Source organism: Dietzia papillomatosis NBRC 105045 (assembly GCF_001570845.1).
In the GTDB taxonomy this organism is placed as follows: domain Bacteria; phylum Actinomycetota; class Actinomycetes; order Mycobacteriales; family Mycobacteriaceae; genus Dietzia; species Dietzia cinnamea.
In genome coordinates this window covers 85,008-105,904 of record NZ_BCSL01000001.1, presented here as the reverse complement: position 1 = coordinate 105,904, position 20,897 = coordinate 85,008, and the positions used below count along the sequence as shown (strand labels likewise).

Annotated in this window: 16 protein-coding genes; 2 read left to right on the top strand and 14 right to left on the bottom strand. The window is 67.4% G+C overall.

Features of this window, described 5'->3' with window-relative positions; all coding sequences use genetic code 11:
• Positions 1-2 precede the first annotated feature (2 nt).
• Genes DPA01S_RS00505 through DPA01S_RS00495 form a run of 3 tightly spaced genes read right to left on the bottom strand, consistent with a single transcriptional unit; the run spans position 3 to position 2,953 of the window.
• The gene (locus tag DPA01S_RS00505) at positions 3-998 is read right to left on the bottom strand and encodes a phosphotransferase family protein (protein ID WP_061913522.1); all 996 of its coding nucleotides are present in this window, start codon (positions 996-998) and stop codon (positions 3-5) included.
• A gap of 23 nt (positions 999-1,021) precedes the next feature.
• The gene (locus DPA01S_RS00500; protein WP_061913424.1) at positions 1,022-2,245 is read right to left on the bottom strand and encodes an acyl-CoA dehydrogenase family protein; all 1,224 of its coding nucleotides are present in this window, start codon (positions 2,243-2,245) and stop codon (positions 1,022-1,024) included.
• Positions 2,246-2,275: 30 nt separating this feature from the next.
• Complete coding sequence (locus DPA01S_RS00495; protein WP_061913422.1) at positions 2,276-2,953, bottom strand: HAD family hydrolase; 678 nt, start codon at positions 2,951-2,953, stop codon at positions 2,276-2,278.
• Between the two features lie 84 nt (positions 2,954-3,037).
• Between DPA01S_RS00495 and DPA01S_RS00490 the strand changes: the two genes are divergently transcribed.
• Positions 3,038-4,408, top strand: a complete 1,371-nt coding sequence (locus DPA01S_RS00490) for an MFS transporter (RefSeq protein WP_157076943.1) — start codon at positions 3,038-3,040, stop codon at positions 4,406-4,408.
• Positions 4,405-5,214 (top strand): enoyl-CoA hydratase-related protein, encoded by an 810-nt coding sequence (locus DPA01S_RS00485; protein WP_061913420.1) that lies wholly within the window; start codon positions 4,405-4,407, stop codon positions 5,212-5,214. The genes DPA01S_RS00490 and DPA01S_RS00485 overlap by 4 nt, the downstream gene beginning before the upstream one ends.
• Positions 5,215-5,311: 97 nt before the next feature.
• On the opposite strand, the gene DPA01S_RS00480 is transcribed toward DPA01S_RS00485, so the two are convergent.
• The 11 genes from DPA01S_RS00480 to fabG form a co-directional block, all read right to left on the bottom strand.
• A complete protein-coding gene (locus DPA01S_RS00480) occupies positions 5,312-6,274 on the bottom strand; it encodes a phosphotriesterase family protein (protein WP_061913417.1) in 963 nt (320 codons plus the stop codon).
• 254 nt (positions 6,275-6,528) lie between these two features.
• On the bottom strand, positions 6,529-7,830 hold the full coding sequence (locus tag DPA01S_RS00475; RefSeq protein ID WP_232302937.1) for an MFS transporter: 1,302 nt from the start codon (positions 7,828-7,830) through the stop codon (positions 6,529-6,531).
• Positions 7,831-8,141: 311 nt separating this feature from the next.
• A complete protein-coding gene (locus DPA01S_RS00470) occupies positions 8,142-9,818 on the bottom strand; it encodes an AMP-binding protein (RefSeq protein WP_061913413.1) in 1,677 nt (558 codons plus the stop codon).
• A gap of 17 nt (positions 9,819-9,835) precedes the next feature.
• Entirely contained in the window at positions 9,836-13,027 is a 3,192-nt protein-coding gene (locus tag DPA01S_RS00465; protein ID WP_061913411.1) for a carboxyl transferase domain-containing protein, read from the bottom strand.
• A gap of 27 nt (positions 13,028-13,054) precedes the next feature.
• Complete coding sequence (locus DPA01S_RS00460) at positions 13,055-14,251, bottom strand: acetyl-CoA C-acyltransferase (RefSeq protein WP_061913410.1); 1,197 nt, start codon at positions 14,249-14,251, stop codon at positions 13,055-13,057.
• A 41-nt stretch (positions 14,252-14,292) separates the two neighbouring features.
• Entirely contained in the window at positions 14,293-15,363 is a 1,071-nt protein-coding gene (locus DPA01S_RS00455; protein WP_061913407.1) for an acyl-CoA dehydrogenase family protein, read from the bottom strand.
• Positions 15,360-16,529, bottom strand: coding sequence for an acyl-CoA dehydrogenase family protein (locus DPA01S_RS00450; RefSeq protein ID WP_061913405.1), 1,170 nt, complete (start codon positions 16,527-16,529; stop codon positions 15,360-15,362). Before DPA01S_RS00450 ends, DPA01S_RS00455 begins: the two co-directional genes overlap by 4 nt.
• Positions 16,522-17,739 (bottom strand): acyl-CoA dehydrogenase family protein, encoded by a 1,218-nt coding sequence (locus DPA01S_RS00445; RefSeq protein WP_061913403.1) that lies wholly within the window; start codon positions 17,737-17,739, stop codon positions 16,522-16,524. Before DPA01S_RS00445 ends, DPA01S_RS00450 begins: the two co-directional genes overlap by 8 nt.
• A 16-nt stretch (positions 17,740-17,755) precedes the next feature.
• A complete protein-coding gene (locus tag DPA01S_RS00440) occupies positions 17,756-19,282 on the bottom strand; it encodes a class I adenylate-forming enzyme family protein (RefSeq protein WP_061913401.1) in 1,527 nt (508 codons plus the stop codon).
• On the bottom strand, positions 19,279-20,085 hold the full coding sequence (locus tag DPA01S_RS00435; RefSeq protein ID WP_061913518.1) for an SDR family oxidoreductase: 807 nt from the start codon (positions 20,083-20,085) through the stop codon (positions 19,279-19,281). Before DPA01S_RS00435 ends, DPA01S_RS00440 begins: the two co-directional genes overlap by 4 nt.
• A gap of 11 nt (positions 20,086-20,096) precedes the next feature.
• Positions 20,097-20,858, bottom strand: coding sequence for a 3-oxoacyl-ACP reductase FabG (gene fabG, locus DPA01S_RS00430; protein WP_061913399.1), 762 nt, complete (start codon positions 20,856-20,858; stop codon positions 20,097-20,099).
• Between the last annotated feature and the right edge of the window lie 39 nt (positions 20,859-20,897).

The following is a 20,897-nucleotide window of genomic DNA, read 5'->3' as shown; positions in this document are numbered from 1 at the left end:
GATCACATCTCCCCTGCCTCATCGAGCACCGCATGAGCGCAGGCGACGAGCTCATCGACCGCCTCCGCCGGGATCTGACCCATCGCCGTGAGGTTGCGCGGATCGTCGAGCTGGCGCCGACGAACCCCCTCGAGAATGATCGCGAGCTTCCACAGTCCGAGACCATGCCAGAAGGGCAAGTCCGAAACGTCACGTCCTGACACCTCGGCGTAGTGCTCGACCAGCTCGGTCCGTGTTGCGAAGCCCGGCACGGTCGAGGCGTCGAAGCGCATCGTCGGCAGGTCTCCCTCTTGGGGCCAGTAGGCCAGCAAGGTGCCGAGGTCGGCGAGCGGGTCGCCGAGGGTGGCAAGCTCCCAGTCGAGGATCGCGCGCACCTGCGCGTCATCCGGGTCGATGATGATGTTGCGGAGGTGACTGTCGCCGTGGACGAGTGCGACTTCGCCGGGCGCCGGTTCGAGCCCGTGCAAACGGGTCGTCAACCGATCCAGTTCGCCCAGCTCACGGGTGCGGGACAGCTCCCATTGACCAGCCCACCGACGCAGCTGCCGCGCGGCGTAGGGCTTGCGGCTCGCGAGGTCGGCGAGACCGACTTCCTCCAGATCGACAGCGTGAATGCGTGCCAGGGTCTCCGCCAGAGACAGCCCCACGGCGTGCCGAGCAGCCGGGGAGAGCCGCTCCGCATCTGCTCGATCATCGAGCACGAGCCCGTCGACGAAGGACACGACGAGTACCGGACGGTCGGCGACCGCCGGGTCCTCGCACAATCCGTGGACGACAGGCAAGGGCACTCGCGTGCTCTGGAGAGCCGCGAGAATCCGGTGCTCCCGCGCGACATCATGCGCGGAGGCGAGGATCTCGCCCATCGGTGGACGGCGTAACACCAACCGGTGGCCCCTGACGTCCGTCGCCAGGTAGGTCAGGTTGGACTGACCCAAACCCACACGTTCGTAGGTCAACGGCTGCTCGACCTCCACTCGCTCGGCGAGCCACTCCGTCATCGCCTCCGTGTCGATGCCCTCGATCACTTGTTCCGCCCCCACTCGGGATCGCGGCGACGGTACTCGCGTCGCGCGATGGTCATCTTGTGCACCTCGTCCGGACCATCGGCAAGACGCAGGGTGCGCATATGGGCGTACCAGAGCGCGAGAGGGAAGTCGTCGCTCACGCCGCCACCGCCATGCACCTGGATGGCGCGGTCGATGACCTTCAACGCGACAGCTGGGGCCGCGACCTTGATCGCGGCGATCTCCGTGCGCGCCACCTTGTTGCCGACGGTGTCCATCATGTGTGCCGCCTTCAGGGTGAGCAGGCGGGCCATCTCGATCTCGATGCGCGATTCGGCGACCCAATCCATGATGTTGGCCCGGTTCGCCACCGGCTCGCCGAACGTCACCCGCGACTGTGCGCGGTCGATCATCAGGTCCAGAGCACGCTCGGCCACACCGATCGCTCGCATGCAGTGATGGATACGACCCGGGCCGAGTCGTGCCTGGGAGATCATGAAGCCATCCCCCTCGCCGGCGAGAAGAGCGGAGCGGGGCACGCGCACATCGGTGAACGTCACCTCCGCATGACCTTCCCGATCCATGTACCCGAAGACCGGGAGACCGCGTTCGATCTTCACCCCCGGGGTGTCGAGGGGGACCACCATCATCGACTGCTGCCGGTGAATGGGGGCGTCTGGATCGGTTTTGCCCATGACGATCATGACCTTGCAGTTCTTGTGCAAGGCGTTCGACGTCCACCACTTGCGCCCGTTGATGACGTACTCGTCACCATCGCGCTCCATGCGGGTCTCGATGTTGGTCGCGTCGGAGCTCGCGACGGCGGGCTCGGTCATGGCGAACGCGGAGGCCATCTCGCCCGCGAGAAGCGGCCGCAGGTACTTCTCTTTGTGCTCCTCGGTGCCGAAGAGGGTGAGCACCTCCATGTTGCCGGTGTCCGGGGCGTTGCAGTTGATGGCCTCGGGTGCGATCTCGAGGCTGCGGCCGGTGATCTCGGCGAGGTGCGCGTACTCGAGGTTGGTCAGGCCCGGTCCCCACTCCGGATGCGGGTGGAACAGATTCCACAGGCCCTGGCTACGAGCCTCGGCCTTGAGGTCCTCGAGCACCTGCGGCTGGTGGTTCGCATCGTTTGATGCACGCATCTGCTCGTGGTAGACGCTTTCCGCGGGATAGACGTGCTCTTCCATGAAGGTGAGGAGACGGTCGCGGTAGTCCTGTCCGCGTTCGCTGAGTTCAAACATCGTGGTGGTCCTTTTCTGATGGCGTGCCGGCTACTCGCCGGCGACGGATGGGGCAGGAAGGTGCAAGAGGTCGCGAACGACGCCGATCGTCTCCTCGGCGGTTCGGTGGAGGACGCCGGTGATTCCCAGACGGGCAGCACCGACGAGGTTGTGCTCGAGGTCGTCGACGAGCAGACACTCATCCGGTGCGACACCGAGCCGAGAACACGCGATGCGGTAGATCTCGCGTGATGGTTTACGTACACCCACCTGAGCGGAGATCACACTGACATCGAAGAGTTCGTCGAGGTCGATGCGGGAATAACAATCTTGACCGAGGGAGTTGGAGACGAGCGCCACCGGTACGCCTGCAGCACGGATCCGGCGGACCATGTCGATCATCGGCAGGTCCAGCTCGAGGTGGGCGCCCAGGCTGGCCAGCAGCCCCCGCGCCTCGACCTTTCCCCCTGCCTCGACTAGGGCTGCCGCGAACGCATCCTCGAAACCCTCATCATCCAGCTGTCCCACCTCGTGCTCCACTAGCGCACAGCGTGCCCCTTCATGGGTGCCGAGGACGCCAATCACCTGACTCGGTTCGAGTCCCGCGTCGGCGGCGATTCCACGGAAGGCTGAACCCAGCGGAGCTGTGAGCACTCCCCCGTAGTCGATCAGAATTGCCCGCACACGGCGCTCGTCGGACGGGGCCGTCACCGGGGACATCGACGTCATAGCGGGGCTCCTTCACGGTTGGTCTGGCTACAGGTATACTTGAACCCTGATTCACCTTCAAGTCCTTGCCGCCTCGCCTGAGGAGTGACCATCTCCAGCGCCAGCCCGCCGCCGGCACCGCACCGCGGGACGCTCGCCTGGGCCATCGCCGTGCTCTTCGGCGTGACCGGCCTCGGAAGTGCCGCGGTCGCTGTCGCCCTGCCGGCGATCGCGAACGATCTCAACCTCACGGCCGGCCGTGCCGCTCTCGTCGTCAGTTGCTACTCGCTGGCCCTCGCAGTGGGCAGCGCGCTCTTCGGACGCCTGGGCGACTTTTTCGGCATCCGGCTGCCCCTTCTAGTAGGAATGTCGATCATGGTCACCGCGGCCTGCGCGGGCGCGCTCGTCGATTCTCTACCCGCCCTCATCGCTACACGGTCCCTGCAGGGACTGGGAGCTGCAGCCGTCCCGGCGCTGACCATCGCCGCAGTCCAAGCGCTGTTCTCGGGCGACTCGAGAGCGCGCGCCATGGCGACGTACTCAGGCATCGGAGCGACCATCAACGCACTCGGTCCGGTGGCCGGGGCCCTGCTCGTCGACCCCTTCGGCTGGCGGCCGGTCGTCGCCATTCCGGCGCTCACCCTCCTCATCGTTCCCCTCGTGAGGCGCGACCTGCCGACAGATCGCCAGCAGGGCGCGACGCTGGACCCCTCCGGAGTGGCCCTCATCGGGGGCGCGGCTATCGGAGCCGTGATGTCCCTTCAGGCAGCGACGCTGGGCCCGATCGTGGCGGCCGCAGGTGGCGCGCTCCTACTCGTCTGCGGACCCACCGCGGTCCTGCGTTCGCGCTGGCGGCCGCACGGGGTCGTGCCCGCCGGACTCGTCAGCGACCGAATAGCCCGCCGGAGCCTGCTCACCGCGGTGAGCCTCCCAGCGGCGTGGTTCGGAATCCTGGTTGCTGTACCCACGGTCCTCATCGCCGAGGGATGGTCCGGGGCGCGGGTCGGACTACTTCTCGTCCCCTGCGCCGCACTGGGTATCGTCGCGCCGCGCATCACCGGCCCGATGCTCATCAGGTTCGGCGCGCCGCGCAGCCAACTTCTCGCGACGATCGGAACCACCTCGGCCATAGCTCTGGCCGCCACGGGAGCCGCCCGGGTCGACGCCGTCGCCCTCATCGCTGCCACACTCGTTCTCGTGCTCGCCTTCGGCCTGGGGCAGCCCGCGATGACCGCGCTCGTGGCCGACTCGGTGCCCGTGAACACCCGTGGCGGGGCCCTCGGTCTACTGACTTTGGTCTTCCTTCTGGGCGGCAGTCTGGGCGCAGCCGCGGTTGGCGGTCTCGGTGAGGCCATCGGCTTCCCCAGGGCCATGCTCGTGCTGGCCGTCCTCCCGATGATCGCCACCATCGCTTTCGTCCGACCATTCCCTTCCACCCGGCCCCGATCCGAACCCCGACACCAGGAGATCCCGTGACTGATACCGACCACGTCCTCTACGACATCACTGAGGGAATCGCGACCATCACCCTCAACCGGCCGGACCGACGAAACGCGATGTCGGTGCCCATGATCGAGCGACTCGGCGAACTACTCGCGCACGCCGACGAGGATCCCGCCGTGCGCGTTCTCGTCCTCACCGGCGCGGGACGCGCATTCTGCGCTGGTGGCGACGTCCAGCAGTTCGACGAGGACGGCGGAGAAGGAGGCGGCGCCACCGAGGTCGACCCCGAGGCGGTCGCCGAGCAGCTGCGCCACCAGGAACTCACCGTCGGGCGTCTGCACGCCTTCACCAAGCCGACGATCGCGGCCATTCCCGGCGCTGCAGCCGGCGCCGGACTGGGCTTGGCCCTCGCCACCGATCTGCGAATCGGAACACCACGGACCGTCATGGCGACGGCTTTCGCCGCAGTGGCACTGTCCGGCGACTTTGGCGTCGCGTGGCTGCTCGACCGGCTGGTCGGCCCGGCGCGTGCTCGCGAGTTGCTGCTGCTGAATCCCCGCCTCGACGGACAAGCATGTCTCGACCTGAATCTGCTCACCCAACTCGTCTCCGAAGATGAGCTCACACGGATGACCACAGAGCTCGCGACCCGTCTGGCCAACGGCCCGGCACTGACCCTGCGGCACATCAAGAGCAATCTGCGAGAGGCCCCGCACCAGACGTTGTCGGAGTCCATGATGGGAGAGGTCCCGCGACACAAGGAGTGCGGACTGACCGACGACCACGTCGAGGCGGCCCGGGCGTTCGTCGAGAAGCGCCCCCCGGTCTTCGCGCACTGACTGCTACCAGATTCCAGCCCCGCCCCGCCTGGGTCGGGGCGGGGCGGGGCTGGACGTATGCGCCAGTCACTCGGCGTCACCGCAGTAGCGGAATGGATCACCCTTCGAAGTACGCGCGCGGATTCTTGATGAGCATCGTGTCTATCTCGTCCTGTGACGCACCGCCCTCGAGGAGCGCGGGGATGACGTCCTCACTAATGTGCCGGTAGTTCCACTGCGGGACCACCCGGCGCTTGGCTTCGGGGTCGAACCAGTCGATGAAGCACGCCGCATCATGTGCGAGCACCATCCGCTCGGCGTAACCGCGGCGAAGCATCTCCAACACCGTGGCCACCCGATCCTCGAAGGGTAGGAGTACGTCCAACCCAAACCGATCCATACCCAGGTAGGAACCCGCGTCAGCGACCTTGCAGAGGTAGTCGACGTCGGTGGTGTCCCCACTGTGGCCGATCACGACCTTCGACAGGTCGGCGCCCTCTTCGGCGAGCACACTCTGGGCCACAAGGCCCGAGCCGGTGTGTGGGTTGGTGTGCACCGTGATAGGAGCACCACTTTCGGCGCTGGCGGCACCGACTGCCCGCATCGCCCGCTCGACGCCCGGGGTCAGACCCTGCTCTTCGATGGCGCACTTGAGGAAGCCGGCACGCACGCCCGTGTCGGCGATGCCCTCGCGCAGGTCCTTAAGAAAGAGCTGCGTCAGCGGTTCAGGGACGTCGAAAAGGAGACCGGGACCCGTGTAGTGGAACTGGAAGGGGATCTCGTTGTACGTGTACAAGCCGGTGGCGACGACGATGTTGACGTCGACCTGTTCGGCTACCCGCTGCACTCGAGGTAGGTAGCGACCCAGTCCCAGTACAGTCGGGTCGAGGATCGTGTCGATTCCCAGGTCGGGGAGTTGTCCGAGTTCTGCTACCGCCTCGGCGACCTTGGCATCTTCGTCCCAGTCGTCTTGGTAGTTCTCCCGGTACTCCTCCCCCAGCACGAAGATGTGTTCGTGGGCCAGCACTCGGCCGAGATCGGCGGAGTCGATATCCCCTGTCACTGTCGGGACGGTCGCCATAGCTTTCTCCTTCGGGATGTCAGGTGTGACGAATCGGTACTTGAATGCGGATACAGGCGCTGGTCGAGCCTGGGTTTCCACGACGATCGCACCCACGGCCCAGGACTGTTGCCCTATCGCCGGGCAAGTGGGGTGTCAGGGTTCGCCGTACGAGAACGTGGATGAACCGCCTGCCAGCAGGCCCCGACTGGCAATGTCGGACTCTGGCAGGCGATTCACTTCACCGAGCCTGATCGGAGCGAGATCAGACCGGGTCATAGCGCGTTTCCGGGTATGACCACGGGTTCTTCCGTCTTGTGCTCGACCACTCCCTGCGTCGGGTTCTCACTGTCGTGGCGCTCGAGCAGCTTCCTCAGCAGGGGGACAAGCAACAGACCGAGGAAGGTCGTGCCCACGACTACCCACAGTCCGGAGGACGGTGAGCCGGTCGCCGTCTCCGCAAGACCGAAGGCGTACGGCCCCACGAAGGCACCGGTGAGTCCGATGGTGTTGACGAAAGCCAGTCCGGCAGCGGCGGCGACTCCCCCCAGGCGAGCCATGAGGACGGACCAGTAGAGAGGCTGAACCCCCACGATGAAGAGCATGGCCGCGCTGAGGATGAGCATCTTGGTCACCGGATTCCCGACCAAGATGAACAGCAACGCCAGGACGATCACGGCCGCGGTCGTGATGCCGATGAGCCGCACCTCCGTGCCGGGATTGCGCTTGAGTACACGGGGGATGAACACCACGCCGATGACGGCACCGATGCCGACGACGCCCGAGATGAGTCCGATCATGAAGCTGTCGGTCACATTCATCGCCTCGACGATCGAGGGGACGAAGAAAATGACGCCGTAGGTCGCAATCTGGTTGATGAAGTAGATGCCCGCGATGGCCAGCAGGAACGGCTTGGACATCGCAGTACGGACGATTGCGCCCGGGTTCGACTCCTCGACCTCGTTCCCGACGGCGCGGCGAGTCAGTTCGCGCGCCTCCTCTGGTTCGAGCCATGGTGCCTTCTCCGGCGAATCGGGCAGCGTGATGTACAGGATGACGCCGAGGATCACAGTCGGGATGCCTTCGAGTATGAAGAGCCACTGCCAGCCGTGCAGACCCGCGATGCCGTCCATTTTCATGAGTGCACCACCGATGGGGTTGGCGACGATGAACGCGACGGATGAGGCCGTGAGAATGAGGCCTACAGCCGTGGCGCGATCCTTCTGCGCGAACCAGGTGGTGATGAGGTACATGATTCCGGGGTAGAGACCAGCCTCGGCCGCGCCCAACAGTAGACGCAGGATGTAGAAGGTCATGGGGCTCGAGATGAACATCATCGCGATGGTGATGAGGCCCCAGGTGACAGCGATGCGGCTGATCCACACCTTGGCCCCGATCCTGTGCAGGATCAGGTTGCTCGGCACCTCGAGGAACGCGTACGTGATGAAGAACAGACCCGCACCGAGCCCGTACGCAGCTGCGTTGATCCCTGCATCGATTTCCAGCGCGTTCTTGGCCAGACCGACGTTGGTCCGGTCGACGAAGGCCATGAAGTAGGCCGCCATGAGCAGGGGCACCAGTCGCAGGAAAACTTTCCTGGTCGCCCTCGCGTGCACAATGTCTGACGCCTCTGTTGGTGCTGTCATCCGGACTCCTGTACTCGAATTCTGATTCAAGTCCCAATATTGAACCCAGATTCAGGTTGTGTCAAGGGTCACATCGTTCGACTTCGCCCGGCGCACAGACCACCTCCCCCGCACGGCTGCCCGTGACGTGCCGGAGACGCGGCGAAACCATCCTGACCAGTTCTGATCGGGATGGGGCAGGACTGTCTGCCCTCGCGCTCACAGGGCCGTACGGGCATAGGATTCCGCGACGTCGAAGACCCTCAGTCCAGAGTGTCGGCGAGCTCCTGCGCACGGGTCAGCAGCGTGAGTTTGCGGATTTTGCCCGTATCGGTGAGCGGAAAGGACTCGACCACTTCGACGAGCGGCACCTTGTAACTCGCCATCCGGCTGCGAGCCCACTCCTCCACCGCTTCCGCGGACAGCGATCCGCCGGCTCGGGCACTGACGAAGGCGACCGGCCGCTGTCCCGTCACCGAGTCCTCGGCCGGGACGACCGCCACCGAGCCGATGTCGGGATGGTCAGCGAGAATCATCTCCACCTCGGCGGGGAATACGCTCATGCCCCTGACCTTGATCAGGTCCTTGCTTCGCGCCAGGTAATGCAGGCAACCGTCGTCGTCGAGATAACCGGTGTCACCTGTGTGAAGCCAGCCATCGCGCAGCTGCGCGGCGCTGGCTTCCGGATTACGCCAGTAACCGTTCATGATCGAAGGGCTCCGGAGGAGGATCTCCCCCGCCTCACCGAAGGGCATCGGGTCGGCGGTCACCGGGTCCACGACGATCACATCGGTCCCCGGAACCGGCAACCCGCAGAAGACGGGTTTTGTCAGCAAGTCGTGGTCGTTCAGATGGAAGCCGTAGGGCACGACGTCGACTGTGTGGCTCTCTGTCATGCCGTAGGACCCCTCCCGCAAGACCGACCCTTCACCGATGACATCAGACCATCGCCTACGGATCTCGGGAGTCAGTTTTTGGATGAAGGACATCGCCATGGGCGCGACGAAAGAGGTCAGGTCACGTTCCTCAACCCCGGGCACGCGCAGGATGTCGAGGAAGTTCTCGACGGTCGCCGCCGTCATGGTCACCCGGTGCCGTTCGACGAGGTCGACGACCGCGGCCGCGTCCCACCGTTCGAGCAGGACCGTCGTGCCCCCCAGCACGAGCGGGATGAGGATGCCCAGATCCTCCCCCGCGATCCAGAAGACCGGGATGAAACACAGTGACACGATGTCGTCGTCGACGAGACCGTTGGCCCCCGCCCCGCTGACCGCGGTGTAGACCATGTGCCGTTGGGTGTGCTCGCATCCCTTGGGCAGCCCGGTCGTGCCGCCGGTGTAGTTGAGCGCGGCGAGAGCGTCGAGGTCTCGTGCGGGCTCGGACAACGGCTCCGCGTCGACCGTCTCGGACCAACGGACCACCTCGACCCCGTCGACGGAGGGCAGTGGGTCCCCCTCTCCCCCGAGAACCACCACGGTGCGCACCTCGGTCTCGGCGGCGATGCTGCAGAGTCTGTCCGCCAGGGCGGCGCTGGTCACGACCACCTGGGCACCGGAATCACCGAGCTCATGGCGGAGCTCGGCGTGTTGGAACATCGGATTGACAGGGACGTGCACGCATCCCGCCCGCAGGGTCCCGAGGAAAGCCACGATGAACTCGGGCACGTTACCGAGGTGAACGCCCACGCGCTCCCCGGGTAGCACCCCGTGCGCCCGCAGCCAACCGGCCCACCGGGCATGACGGTCGGCGAGAGAACGGTAGTCGATCCTGACATCACCGTGAATGACGGCTGGCCGATCGGGGCGCTCCCGGGCCCACGCGTCGACATACTCGGGCACGGTGAGATCGCCCAGGGGGTGGACGACGTCGCGCGGTGTGTCCGCGGGACGAACTCTCTCCTGGCGCCGTCGGACGTCCTCTACGTGTCGGGTGTGGTTCACTCCTGCGCTCCTTCGTTTCACCAGGTGTCGATGTAGCGGGTAGACGTGTCGACCGCGGCCGGGGTCGCCGCTGCCGCCGTGAGAATCCACCGGCGGGTGTCGGCCGGGTCGATGACGTCATCGAGTTCGACAGCGGCAGCGGCGTTGACGGCCCGCCCGCGCTCGTACATGTCGGCCAACAATTTCTCTTCGAGCTCGCGTCGTTCGGCCGGATCGGCGATGGCCTCGAGTTCGCGGCGGAAGCCGAGCCGCACGGCCCCCTCGAGCCCCATCCCTCCGACCTCGCCGGTGGGCCAGGCGAGCGTCGCGGCCGGTCGGTGGAATCCGCCGGCAGCCATCGCCTGCGCCCCCAGCCCGTAGGCCTTGCGCAGGACGACGGTGACGATCGGGACCCGCAGGTGGGCCCCGATGACGAAGAGACGGGCGAAGTGCCGCACGGTGGCGGTGCGCTCGTGATCGGGCCCCACCATGAATCCCGGGGTGTCGCACAGCGAGACGACGGGTAGCCCGTGGGCGTCACAGAGTTGCAGAAAGCGGGCGAGCTTGTCGGCGGCCGGTGCGTCGATCGCCCCACCGAGGTGGCGCGGGTTGTTGGCGACAAGACCCATCGGGCGTCCCTCGATGCGCACCAGGCAGGTGACCACCCCACGCGCGAAGCCTGCTCGCAGCTCCAGCACCGAGCCCTCGTCGGACAGCGCCTCTATCGCGGCGTGGATGTCGTAGGCCCGGACCCGGTTCCCTGGGACGACATGGCGCAGTGCACGCTGATCGACTGCGGCCCACTCCGGCTGCACACCCTGGAAGTAGCCGAGGTAGCGCCGGGCCACCGCGACCGCCTCCGCCTCGTCGGCCACGACGACGTCGACGACGCCGTTGCCGCTCTGGACGTCGATGGGGCCGACCTCGTCCGGAGAGTAGAGCCCGAGGCCACCACCTTCGATCATCGCCGGGCCGCCCATCCCGATGGTCGAGTCGCGGGTGGCGATGACGACATCGCAACACCCGAGGAGGGCGGCGTTGCCCGCGAAGCAGCGGCCGGCGGCGATGCCGATCGTGGGCACCTGCCCGCTGAGGCGCCCCATCGTCGCGAAGGTCGGCACGTCGAGGCCACTGACCACGGTCGTGTCGGTATCGCCGGGACGACCACCGCCACCTTCGGCGAAGAGGACCACGGGCAGTCGCTGCTGCTCTGCCAGTTCGAGCATGCGATCTGTCTTCTTGTGGTTGAGGTACCCCTGGGTGCCTGCGAGGACGGTGTAGTCGTAGGCGAGGACTGCGCAGCGGGTGTCCTCCGCCGGCGCCGCCGTGACCCGGCCGATCCCGGTGATGATGCCGTCGGCCGGTGTGTTCGCGATGAGGTCTTCCTCGGTCCGGCGGGCACGCTGGGCCGCCACGGCGAATCCGCCGTACTCGACGAAACTGCCCTCGTCGACGAGGTCGGCGATGTTCTCCCGAGCGGTCCGCTGGCCGCGGGCGTGGCGCTTGGCGACAGCCCCGGGCCGGGCGTCGTCCATGAGCCGGGCGCGTCGCTCGAGCAGCCGCGTGAGGTCGGGCCGCTCCGAGTCGAGGTCGGGGCCGTCCTCGGCGACACCGGCCGCGGACTGGTCCGCCGACGGCCTGAGCCTCGCGATCAGGTCGCCGGCGGTTACGCTCGCGCCTGCGGAGGCCTGGACCGCCGTCACCTCCCCGGAAGCCGGCGCCGGTACGAGGTGCTCCATCTTCATCGCTTCGATGATCACGAGCGGTGTGCCTGCGGCGACGTCTTGTCCCTCCTCGACGAGCACAGCGATGACTGTCCCGCTCATCTCGGCGAGAATCTCTCCGTCCGTCAGGTCCGACGGCCCCGCTGCCCGCGTCAGGCCGGCGGAGTCGAACCACGTCGTCGTCACCGACCACGTGGGCAGGTCGGCATGCGCGAGCAGTTCGCGCAACGTGGCCAAGTTGGTGTCCAGGCCCCCGACCGTGCACTCATCGAGAGCCCAGCGCGCCTTGGAAAGCGCCCCGGCCTGCCCTTCCTGGCTGTGGGTGATGATCTTCGCGACGAGGGAATCGAAGGAGCCGTCCACGCGCGTGCCCTCTACGAGGTGAGTGTCGACGCGCACCCCCGGCCCGGCCGGCAGGGCGAGGGCGGAGACCACGCCGCTCGCCGGGAGGACCTCGCCGTTGCTGCCCGTGCGCTCGGCCGCCACCCGCAGTTCCACGGCCGCACCGACGACGCGGGGAGGCGATGCCAGACCGAGATCGGTCAGGGTCCCGCCCAACGCGAGACGCAGTTGGGTTAGAACCAGGTCGACACCGGTGACGAACTCGGTCACCGGGTGCTCGACCTGCAGTCGCGGGTTGACCTCGATGAACCACCACCGGGTCGGATCGTCGGCGTCGACGAGGAACTCGACCGTCGCGAGACCGCGGTAGCCACGGCCGGACAGGAGCCGGCGGGCCGCCGCGTGGAGATCGGCCCGTACCTCGTCGGGCAGGCCGGGGGCGGGCGCGACCTCCACAATCTTCTGGAAACGTCTCTGCACGGTGCAGTCCCGCTCGCCGAGATGGGTGATCTTGTCGCCGTCCCCGATGACCTGCACCTCGATATGGCGCGCCCTCTCGACGTAGAGCTCGGCGAAGAGGGCCCCGGAGCCGAAACCACGCTCGGCTTCCGACCGGGCCCGCTCCCATGCCTCACCCAGTTGCTCCCCGGAGGGGACTGCGCGCATGCCACGACCGCCCCCTCCGGCCGCCGCCTTGATCATGACGCCGGCGGGCTCCTGCTCGCGGGCGAAGGCCTCCGCCTGCTCGCGTGTGACACCGACATCGGTGGCGGGCAGAACCGGCACCCCGGCCTCCTGAGCCGCCGAGCGGGCGCTGCCCTTGTCGCCGAACAGTTCGAGGAGCGACGCATCCGGACCGACGAAGGTGACGCCCGCGTCAGCACACGCCCGGGCGAGTGCAGGACTCTCGCTGAGGAAGCCGTAGCCGGGGTGCAGCAGGGTGCACCCGTGTTCCGTCGCCCCGGCGACGAGGGCGTCGGCGTCGAGGTAGGCCGCCGCGCCCTCACCCGGGAGGACGTGGACCGCCGTGGCGAGCCGAGCGGCGAGGGAGTCGACCTCGGCGCGGGTGACGGCGACGACGACGTCGAGACCGAGCTCACGGGCGGCCCGCACGATGCGCAGGGCCACTTCTCCACGGTTGGCAACGAAAACGGACTCGGGCACTCGGGCTCCTCAGTAGGGTTGGACGTCTCAGAAGATCTCGAACAAGCCGGCTGCACCCATGCCGCCTCCGACACACATCGTCACGATGCCGTACCTGGCGCCACGGCGACGGCCCTCGATCAGGATGTGCCCGGCCATACGGGCACCGCTCATGCCGTAGGGGTGGCCGATGGAGATGGCTCCGCCGTTGACGTTGTATTTCTCCGGGTCGATGCCGAGGATGTCGCGGCAGTAGAGGGCCTGTACGGCGAAGGCTTCGTTCAGCTCCCAGAGGTCGATGTCGTCGACGGTCAAGCCGTGTTGCTTGAGCAGCTTCGGCACCGCATAGACCGGACCGATGCCCATCTCGTCGGGCTCGCATCCGGCGACAGCGATGCCGCGCAGGGCACCGAGCGGACTCAGTCCCAGACGTGAGGCCTCCGCGGCTTCCATGACGACCGCGGCGGAGGCTCCGTCGGAGAGCTGCGATGCGTTACCCGCGGTGATCGACATTCCCTCCGAGCCTGCCCCGGCGAGGACCGGATCGAGCTTGCGCAGGTCCTCGATGGCCGTTCCCGGGCGGTTGCCCTCGTCCTTGGCGAGTGTCACCTGCCGTGACCCGACCTCACCCGTCGTGCGGTCCTTCGTGAGCATCGTCGACGGCAGCGGGACGATCTCGTCGTCGAAGGCCCCGGCCGCCTGGGCCGATGCGGTACGTTGCTGGGACTGCAGCGCGTACTCGTCCTGGGCTTCCCGGCTGACGCCGTAGCGCTGCGCGACCACCTCCGCCGTTTCGAGCATCGACATGTACAGCGCGGGCACATGTCCGACGAGCCACGGGTCCTGCGCGCGGTAGTCGTTGATGTGTTCGTTCTGTACGAGCGGGATCGAGTCGACGCCTCCTCCGACGACGATGTCCATTCCGTCCATGACTACCTGCTTCGACGCGGTCGCTATGGCCATGAGGCCGCTGGCGCACTGCCGGTCGACGGACATACCGGCGACGGATACCGGCAGCCCGGCACGCATCGCGGCCTGCCTACCGATGTTCATCGCGGTCGAACCCTGCTGCAGGGCCGCGCCGATCACGACGTCCTCGACGCGCGCGTCGTCGACGCCGGCGCGGTCGACGGCGTGCCGCACGGCATGGCCGATGAGCTCCTGGGCCTGGGTGTCGTTAAAGGCGCCGCGGTAGGCGCGGCCGATCGGGGTTCGGGCCGTGGAGACGATGACTGCTTCACGCATGGTGGGTCCTCTGTGGTGTGTAGTGGTCTCGGAACGGGTTGTCAGCTCACTGGGAGATCCACGAGTTCAGCGAGGTCGGTGCGGTGACGGTCCGGCGTGCCGAGGGCGAGTTGATCAGATTTCGCTCGTTTCAGCCTGGTGTGGACCGGCGCCTCCCACGTCATGCCGATGCCGCCGTGCAGTTGCAGGGCCTCCTCCGTGGCCCGAACGGCCGCATCGGAGCAGAAAGACTGGGCGAGGGCCTGGGCCACGTACTGGTCGGGGTCGTCTTCGGCGAGCGTGGCGGCGGCATATCGGGCGGCCGCCTGGGCGTTGACGAGGAGCAGATAGAGATCGGCCAGCCGGTGCTTGATCGCCTGGAAGGAACCGATCGGCCGGGCGAACTGCACACGGTTCTTCGTGTAGTCCACGGTGGCCTCCAGGCTCCACCGGGTCAGTCCGAGCTGCTCCGAGGCAAGGAGCGCGGCTCCTGCCGCGAGGGCGGCGTCGACGGACTCGGTGGCCGTGCGTCCGGAGGCGACCTCGGTGCCGGCGCCCGCAACGACGACCCGGGCCAGCGGCCGGGTCACGTCCAGCGAGACAATCGGCGTGAGATCCACTTCGTCCCGGTCGTAGGCGCGTAGGGAGGTGCCGCCATCGGCGTCCCGGACCGGGACGAGGAACAGGTCGGCCCCGAGCGCCCCGGCGACCGGAGCAGCGTCGTGGTCCACCGGCGACCACGACCCCCGCCGGGCGGTCCACGGCAGAACGAGCGCAGCTGTGCGCTCACCCGCTGCGAGCGCCGGGAGGAGAACCTCGTCGCCAGCGTGAACGAGGGCGGTGGTGGCGATGACCGCGCTGGTGAGGAAGGGCACGGGCGCGACGGAGGCCCCCAGCTCCTCCAATACGACTGCGGCTTCGCGGGCGCTCGCATCAGACCCCCCGAGGCTCTCGGGAACGAGCAGGCCGGCGAGGCCGAGCTGCTCGGCGAGTACCCGCCACATGGTGGTGACGTCGGTATCCGGCTCGTCGGCCAGACGGGTGAGAAGCGCGTCATCGTGAGTGCGCCGGAGAGCGGAACGGACGCTCAGGCGCAGGGACTCTTCGACATCAGAATTAAGTAGGTCGATCATCGCGGCACGTCCTTGAAGGCGATCCCCTTGTCGGGGCGGTGGTCGGCGGGCAGGCCGAGCACTCGCTCGGCGATGACGTTGCGCATGATCTCGCTGGTGCCTCCCTCTATCGAGTTGCCCTTGGCGCGGAGGTACCGGTAGCCGGGGCCGTGCCCGAGGAACGAACCTCCCTCGGGCCGCACCATCGTCCAGTCGTGGTACGTCAGACCGTCCTCTGGCGCTACCTCGAGAGCGAATCCGCTCACCTGCTGCGCCTGGTGGGCGAAGGCGAGCTTCATCGCGGAGGTCTCCGGGCCCGGCTGGCCCGCCTCGAGGGACTGACTCAGACGCTCTCCGGCCAGCCGGGTCACCTCGGTGTCGACCCACCACTGCATGAGCTCGGCGTGGTGGCCCGGCGTGCGCACGGACACGTCCTCGCGCCAGCGCCGGGCCACGAGACCGATCTGGCCCGCCTCGCGGACGTTGCCGGCGCCGATGGCGACACGCTCGTTGTTGAGCGTCGTCGTGGCCACCTTCCACCCCTGACCGACGTCGCCGACCCTGTTGCTGTCGGGCACCCGGACGCCGGAGAGGAACACCTCGTTGAACTCGGCCTCGCCGGTGATCTGGCGCAGCGGCCGTACGTCGACGCCGGGCTCCGTCATGTCGAGAATGAAGTAGGTCATCCCTGCATGCTTGGGAACGGAGGTGTCGGTGCGGGCGAGGAGGATCGCCAGATCGGCGTTATGAGCCCCGGAGGTCCACACCTTCTGCCCGTCCACGACCCAGTCGTCGCCGTCGCGGACCGCGCGGGTGGCGACGGCCGCGAGGTCCGATCCGGCGCCGGGCTCGCTGAACAGCTGACACCAGACTTCGGTGCCCGCGAATAACGGCCGCAGGTAGCGCTGCTGCATCTCTTCGCTACCGAACGCGAGAATCGTCGGTGCGGCCATACCCAGGCCGATGCTGTTGCGTCCGAGGTCCGGTCGCGGCGCTCCCGCCGCGTCGAGCAGTGCGTCGACCTCCAGCTGTCGTCCCCGGGCCAGGCCCAGCCCGCCCTTCCCCTCGGGGAAGTGAACCCAGGCCAGCCCTTGGTCGAACTGTGCGGCGAGGAACTCTGCACTCGTCGTGGTCTGGGGGTCGTAGCTCGCGAGGAGTTGTTCGACCCGCTCGTGCAGATCAGACATCGGCCGTCATCCTGCGGATCTCGTTGCGGGCGAGCGCATTCTTGTGCACCTCGTCGGGACCGTCGGCGAAGCGGAGGGTGCGGACCTGGGCATACCACTCCGCCACCGGGAAGTCCTGGCTCAGACCGCCGGCGCCGTGCACTTGAACCGCCTTGTCGAGGATCCATTCGACCGTGGCGGGCGCGGCGATTTTGATCGCCTGGATCTCCGTGTGAGCCCCCTTGTTCCCCACGGTATCCATCAACCAGGCGGTCTTGAGGGTGAGTAGACGAAGCTGCTCGATTCGCACCCGTGACTCCGCGATCCAGTCACGGACGACTCCCTGCTCCGACAACGGCTTGCCGAAGCTGACGCGGCTCGCGGCCCGGGCGACCATGAGCTCGAGCGAGCGCTCGGCGATCCCGATAAGGCGCATGCAGTGGTGGATGCGGCCGGGCCCGAGCCGGGCCTGGGCTATCGCGAATCCCGCCCCCTCCTCGCCGATGAGGTTGCTCACCGGAACCCGTACATCGGTGAAGTCGATCTCCGCATGTCCACCGTGGTCGCGGTCGTCATAACCGAACACCTTCATCCCGCGGCGGACGTCGACCCCCGGGGTGTCGCGTGGAACGAGGATCATCGACTGCTGCTTGTTACGTGCGGCCGAGGGATCGGTCTTACCCATGACGATGAAGACCTTGGCATCGGGGTTCATCGCACCGGAGATGTACCACTTTCGACCGTTGATGATGTATTCATCGCCGTCACGGCCGATCGAACTCTCGATGTTGGTCGCGTCGGAACTGGCCACGCGTGGCTCAGTCATGGCGAAGGCCGATCGGATCTCCCCGGCGAGAAGCGGCTGTAGCCACTTTTCCTTCTGCTCCGGGGTCCCGAACATGTGCAGCACCTCCATGTTGCCGGTGTCGGGGGCCGCGCAGTTGGTCGCAACCGGGGCGATGTGCAGGCTGCGCCCGAGCGTCTCGCACAACGGCGCGTACTGGAGGTTGGTCAATCCGGCGCCGTCCCGCCCCGGAAGGAAGAGGTTCCACAATCCCTGCCGGCGGGCTTCTTCCTTCGCCTGCTCGATGATCGGCGGCGGCGACCAGCGGTCGGGGGCCGCGTCGAGCTGCTCCTGGTAGGTCGCCTCGATCGGGTACACGTGCTCATCCATGAATACGTCGAGCTGCTCCTGCAGCTCGGCGGTCCTGGCGTCCGTCGTGAAATCCACGGGTCGCTCCCTTCGTTCAGGTGGTGGGGGTGGCGGTCCGGGCGGGCCGTTCACCGGTTGTCGCGATGTCGCCGCGGTCGATCTGACGCTTGAGGATCTTTCCGGTCGCCCCCTTGGGGAGAGCTTCGACTACCCGGTAGATCCGCGGGACCTTGTAGGCGGCGAGCTGCTCGGAGAGCCACGCGCGCAGGTCGGCGGGGACGATCGTCGAGCCGGGCTGCGGGGTGACCACGGCCGCTATCTCCTCGCCCAGCTGTTCGTCGGGGACTCCGATCACCGCCGCTTCGAGGACATCGGGGTGGTTGTAGAGGACCTCCTCGACTTCGCGGGGATAGACGTTGTAGCCACCACGGATGACTAGGTCCTTCATGCGGTCGAGAATCCACAGGTCACCGTCCTCGTCCATCCGACCGATGTCCCCGGTGAAGAACCACTCGCCGTCACGCACGGCGGCCGTGGCCTCGGGCCTGCCCCAGTACTCGCGCATGACCACCGGGCCTGCGATCGCCACTTCGCCGACCTCACCAGGAGGCAGGTGGTTGCGGTCATCGTCGACGATCGACAGGCGGCACCCGGCGAGGGCCCGACCGACGCTCATCTCCTTGCGGGGATAGATGGCACGGTTGCAGCTCGCCGCCCCGGTGGTCTCACTCAACCCGTAGCCGTCGAGGACCATCGCGCCGAAGCGGTCGCGGAAAGCCCGGGCGACCTTGAAAGGCAGAGCGGCGCCGCCGGAGCAGGCCAACCGCAGGTTGCTCAGATCCTCGGCGGTGACGTCGGTGTCGGCGTGGAGCATGGCGTTCCACATCGTCGGGACTCCGGCGAGAGCGGTGAGCTTCTGATCGGCTGCCATGCGCAGCAGCGAAGCCGCATCGAACGGCCGCAGCAGCGACATACTGCCGCCGGGCGTGTACACGGTGAACATCACCGCGGCCTGGCCGAAGACGTGGAACAGCGGAAGGGCGGTGCCCATCCGGTCCGCGTTCGTCACTTCGAGTGCGTCGGCGAAGGCGGCGCCACAGGCGAGCAGGTTGCCGTGGGTCAGGACGGCGCCCTTCGGCGAACCGGTGGTCCCTGAGGTGTAGAGCAGCACCGCGGCGTCCTCGGTCGAGACGTCGGCGAGGGCAGGCCGCTCCTGCGCAGCGGTGACGCAACCGGGCTCGAGCAGCCACAGCGGGAGACCGCACGTGTTCGCGATTGCCTCCACCGGCCCGCGACTCTCATGCCACCCGAGCACGCAGGTGCATCCCGCGTCCTCGACGAAGTGGAGCAACTCACGCTGCGTGCACAGGGGATTGACGGTCACGGCGGTCGCGCCGAGTGCGAGGACCGCGTGATACGCCAGGACGAACTCCTCACTCGTCGGCACCACGATGAGGACGCGGTCGCCCGGCTCGACGCCGAGGTGGGCGAGCTTCGCCATCGCCCCGCCGATCTGGGAACGCAGCTGAGAGAACGTTCGGGATTTCTCCCCTTCTCGTAGGGCCACGGAGTCGGGTGTCTCGTCTGCCCATTTCCACACCAGTCCGGCGGCGTTGCTCATCGGGTCCCTCCTCGGAGCTGTTGCTGGTATCGCTGCATGCCGTGAATCCACCGATCGGGGTCGTCCACCTTGCGTTTCAGGAACTCCCGCACGTTCGCGTGGGGTGTGATGAGGAAGGTTCCCTCGGCGACCGCCGCCAGGACCTGATCGGCGACATCGCGGGGAGCGAGGACGTCGCCTGCGCTGGTCACGGCGGCCGCGGCCACCTTGCCACCGTCGCTGCCCGACGAACCCATCCCGGAGCGGAGCATGTCGGTGTCGACACCCATCGGGCAGAGACAGCTGACGCCGATACCGTCGGAGCCGTAGGTGACGGCGAGCCATTCCGCAAGGCCGACAGCGCCGTGCTTGGACACCGAATACGTGGCCGAACCGACCTGAGTGAGCAGTCCCGCTGCCGAGGCGGTCGAGACGAAGTACCCGCTCCCCCGCTCGACCCATCCCGGAACGAGCTGCCGAGCCGCGCGCACGTGGGCGAGCAGGTTCACGTCCAGTGCGAGCTGCCATTGCTCGTCCGTGGCGGACAGGCCGGAGCCGTCGCCGACCCCGGCATTGGCGAAGAAGAGATCGACCGGGCCGTAGTGATCCTGCGCTGCGGTGATCATCTCGCTGATCGTCTCCTCGCGGGAGGCGTCCCCCGCGACCGCGATCGCACCGAGACGCTCAGCGGTAGCGTTCAGCCGGTTCTCGTCGAGGTCGGAGACGACCACCCGTGCGCCGGCCTCGAGGAGCGCTTCCGCGAGGGCGGCACCGATGCCACCGGCAGCGCCGGTGACGACGGCCACCTTGTCCTGCACCTGCATCGGGACGCCCATCAGTCGCACGGCCCGCCCGCAACGTAGAGAACCTGGCCCGTGGTGAAGCCGGCGCCCTCGCTCGCGAAGAAGGAGACGGCATGCGCGATGTCGTGGGGCGTGCCTGTGCGACCTACGGCCGCCTGGTCGCGCGCCATCTTCTTCAGGTCGTCGAACGAGATCCCGATACGCTCGGCGGTTTCCGCGGTCATCTCGGTCTCGATGAATCCGGGGGCGATCGCGTTGGCGGTGACGCCGAACTTCCCGAGCTCGAGGGCGAGGGTCTTGGTCAGACCTTGCATGCCGGCCTTCGCGGCAGAGTAGTTGACCTGGCCCCGGTTCCCCTGCGCCGATGTCGAGGAGAGGTTGACGATACGACCGAAGCGCTCCTGCGTCATGTACGCCTGGCAGGCCTTGGTCATGAGAAAGGCACCGCGCAGGTGGACCGACATGACGGAGTCCCAGTCCTCGACCGACATCTTGAAGATCAGGTTGTCGCGGATGATGCCGGCATTGTTGACCAGCACCGTGGGCGCACCGAGGCGGTCGGCGATTCGAGCAACGGCGGCCTCGACCTGGTCGGGATCCGACACGTCGGCGCCGACCGCGAGCGCCCGGCCCCCGCTGGCGACGATGTCCTCTACGACGTCCGCACAGGTGGATTCGTCCAGGTCCAGCACCGCGACCGCCATTCCGTCGCTGGCCAGACGCCGGGCGACATCCGCGCCGATGCCTCGCGCTGCGCCGGTCACGACGGCAACACGCTGGTGATCAGTGGTCATGTGAGCTCCCTGTGTCCTTGTTTGCGATCTAGCTCACAC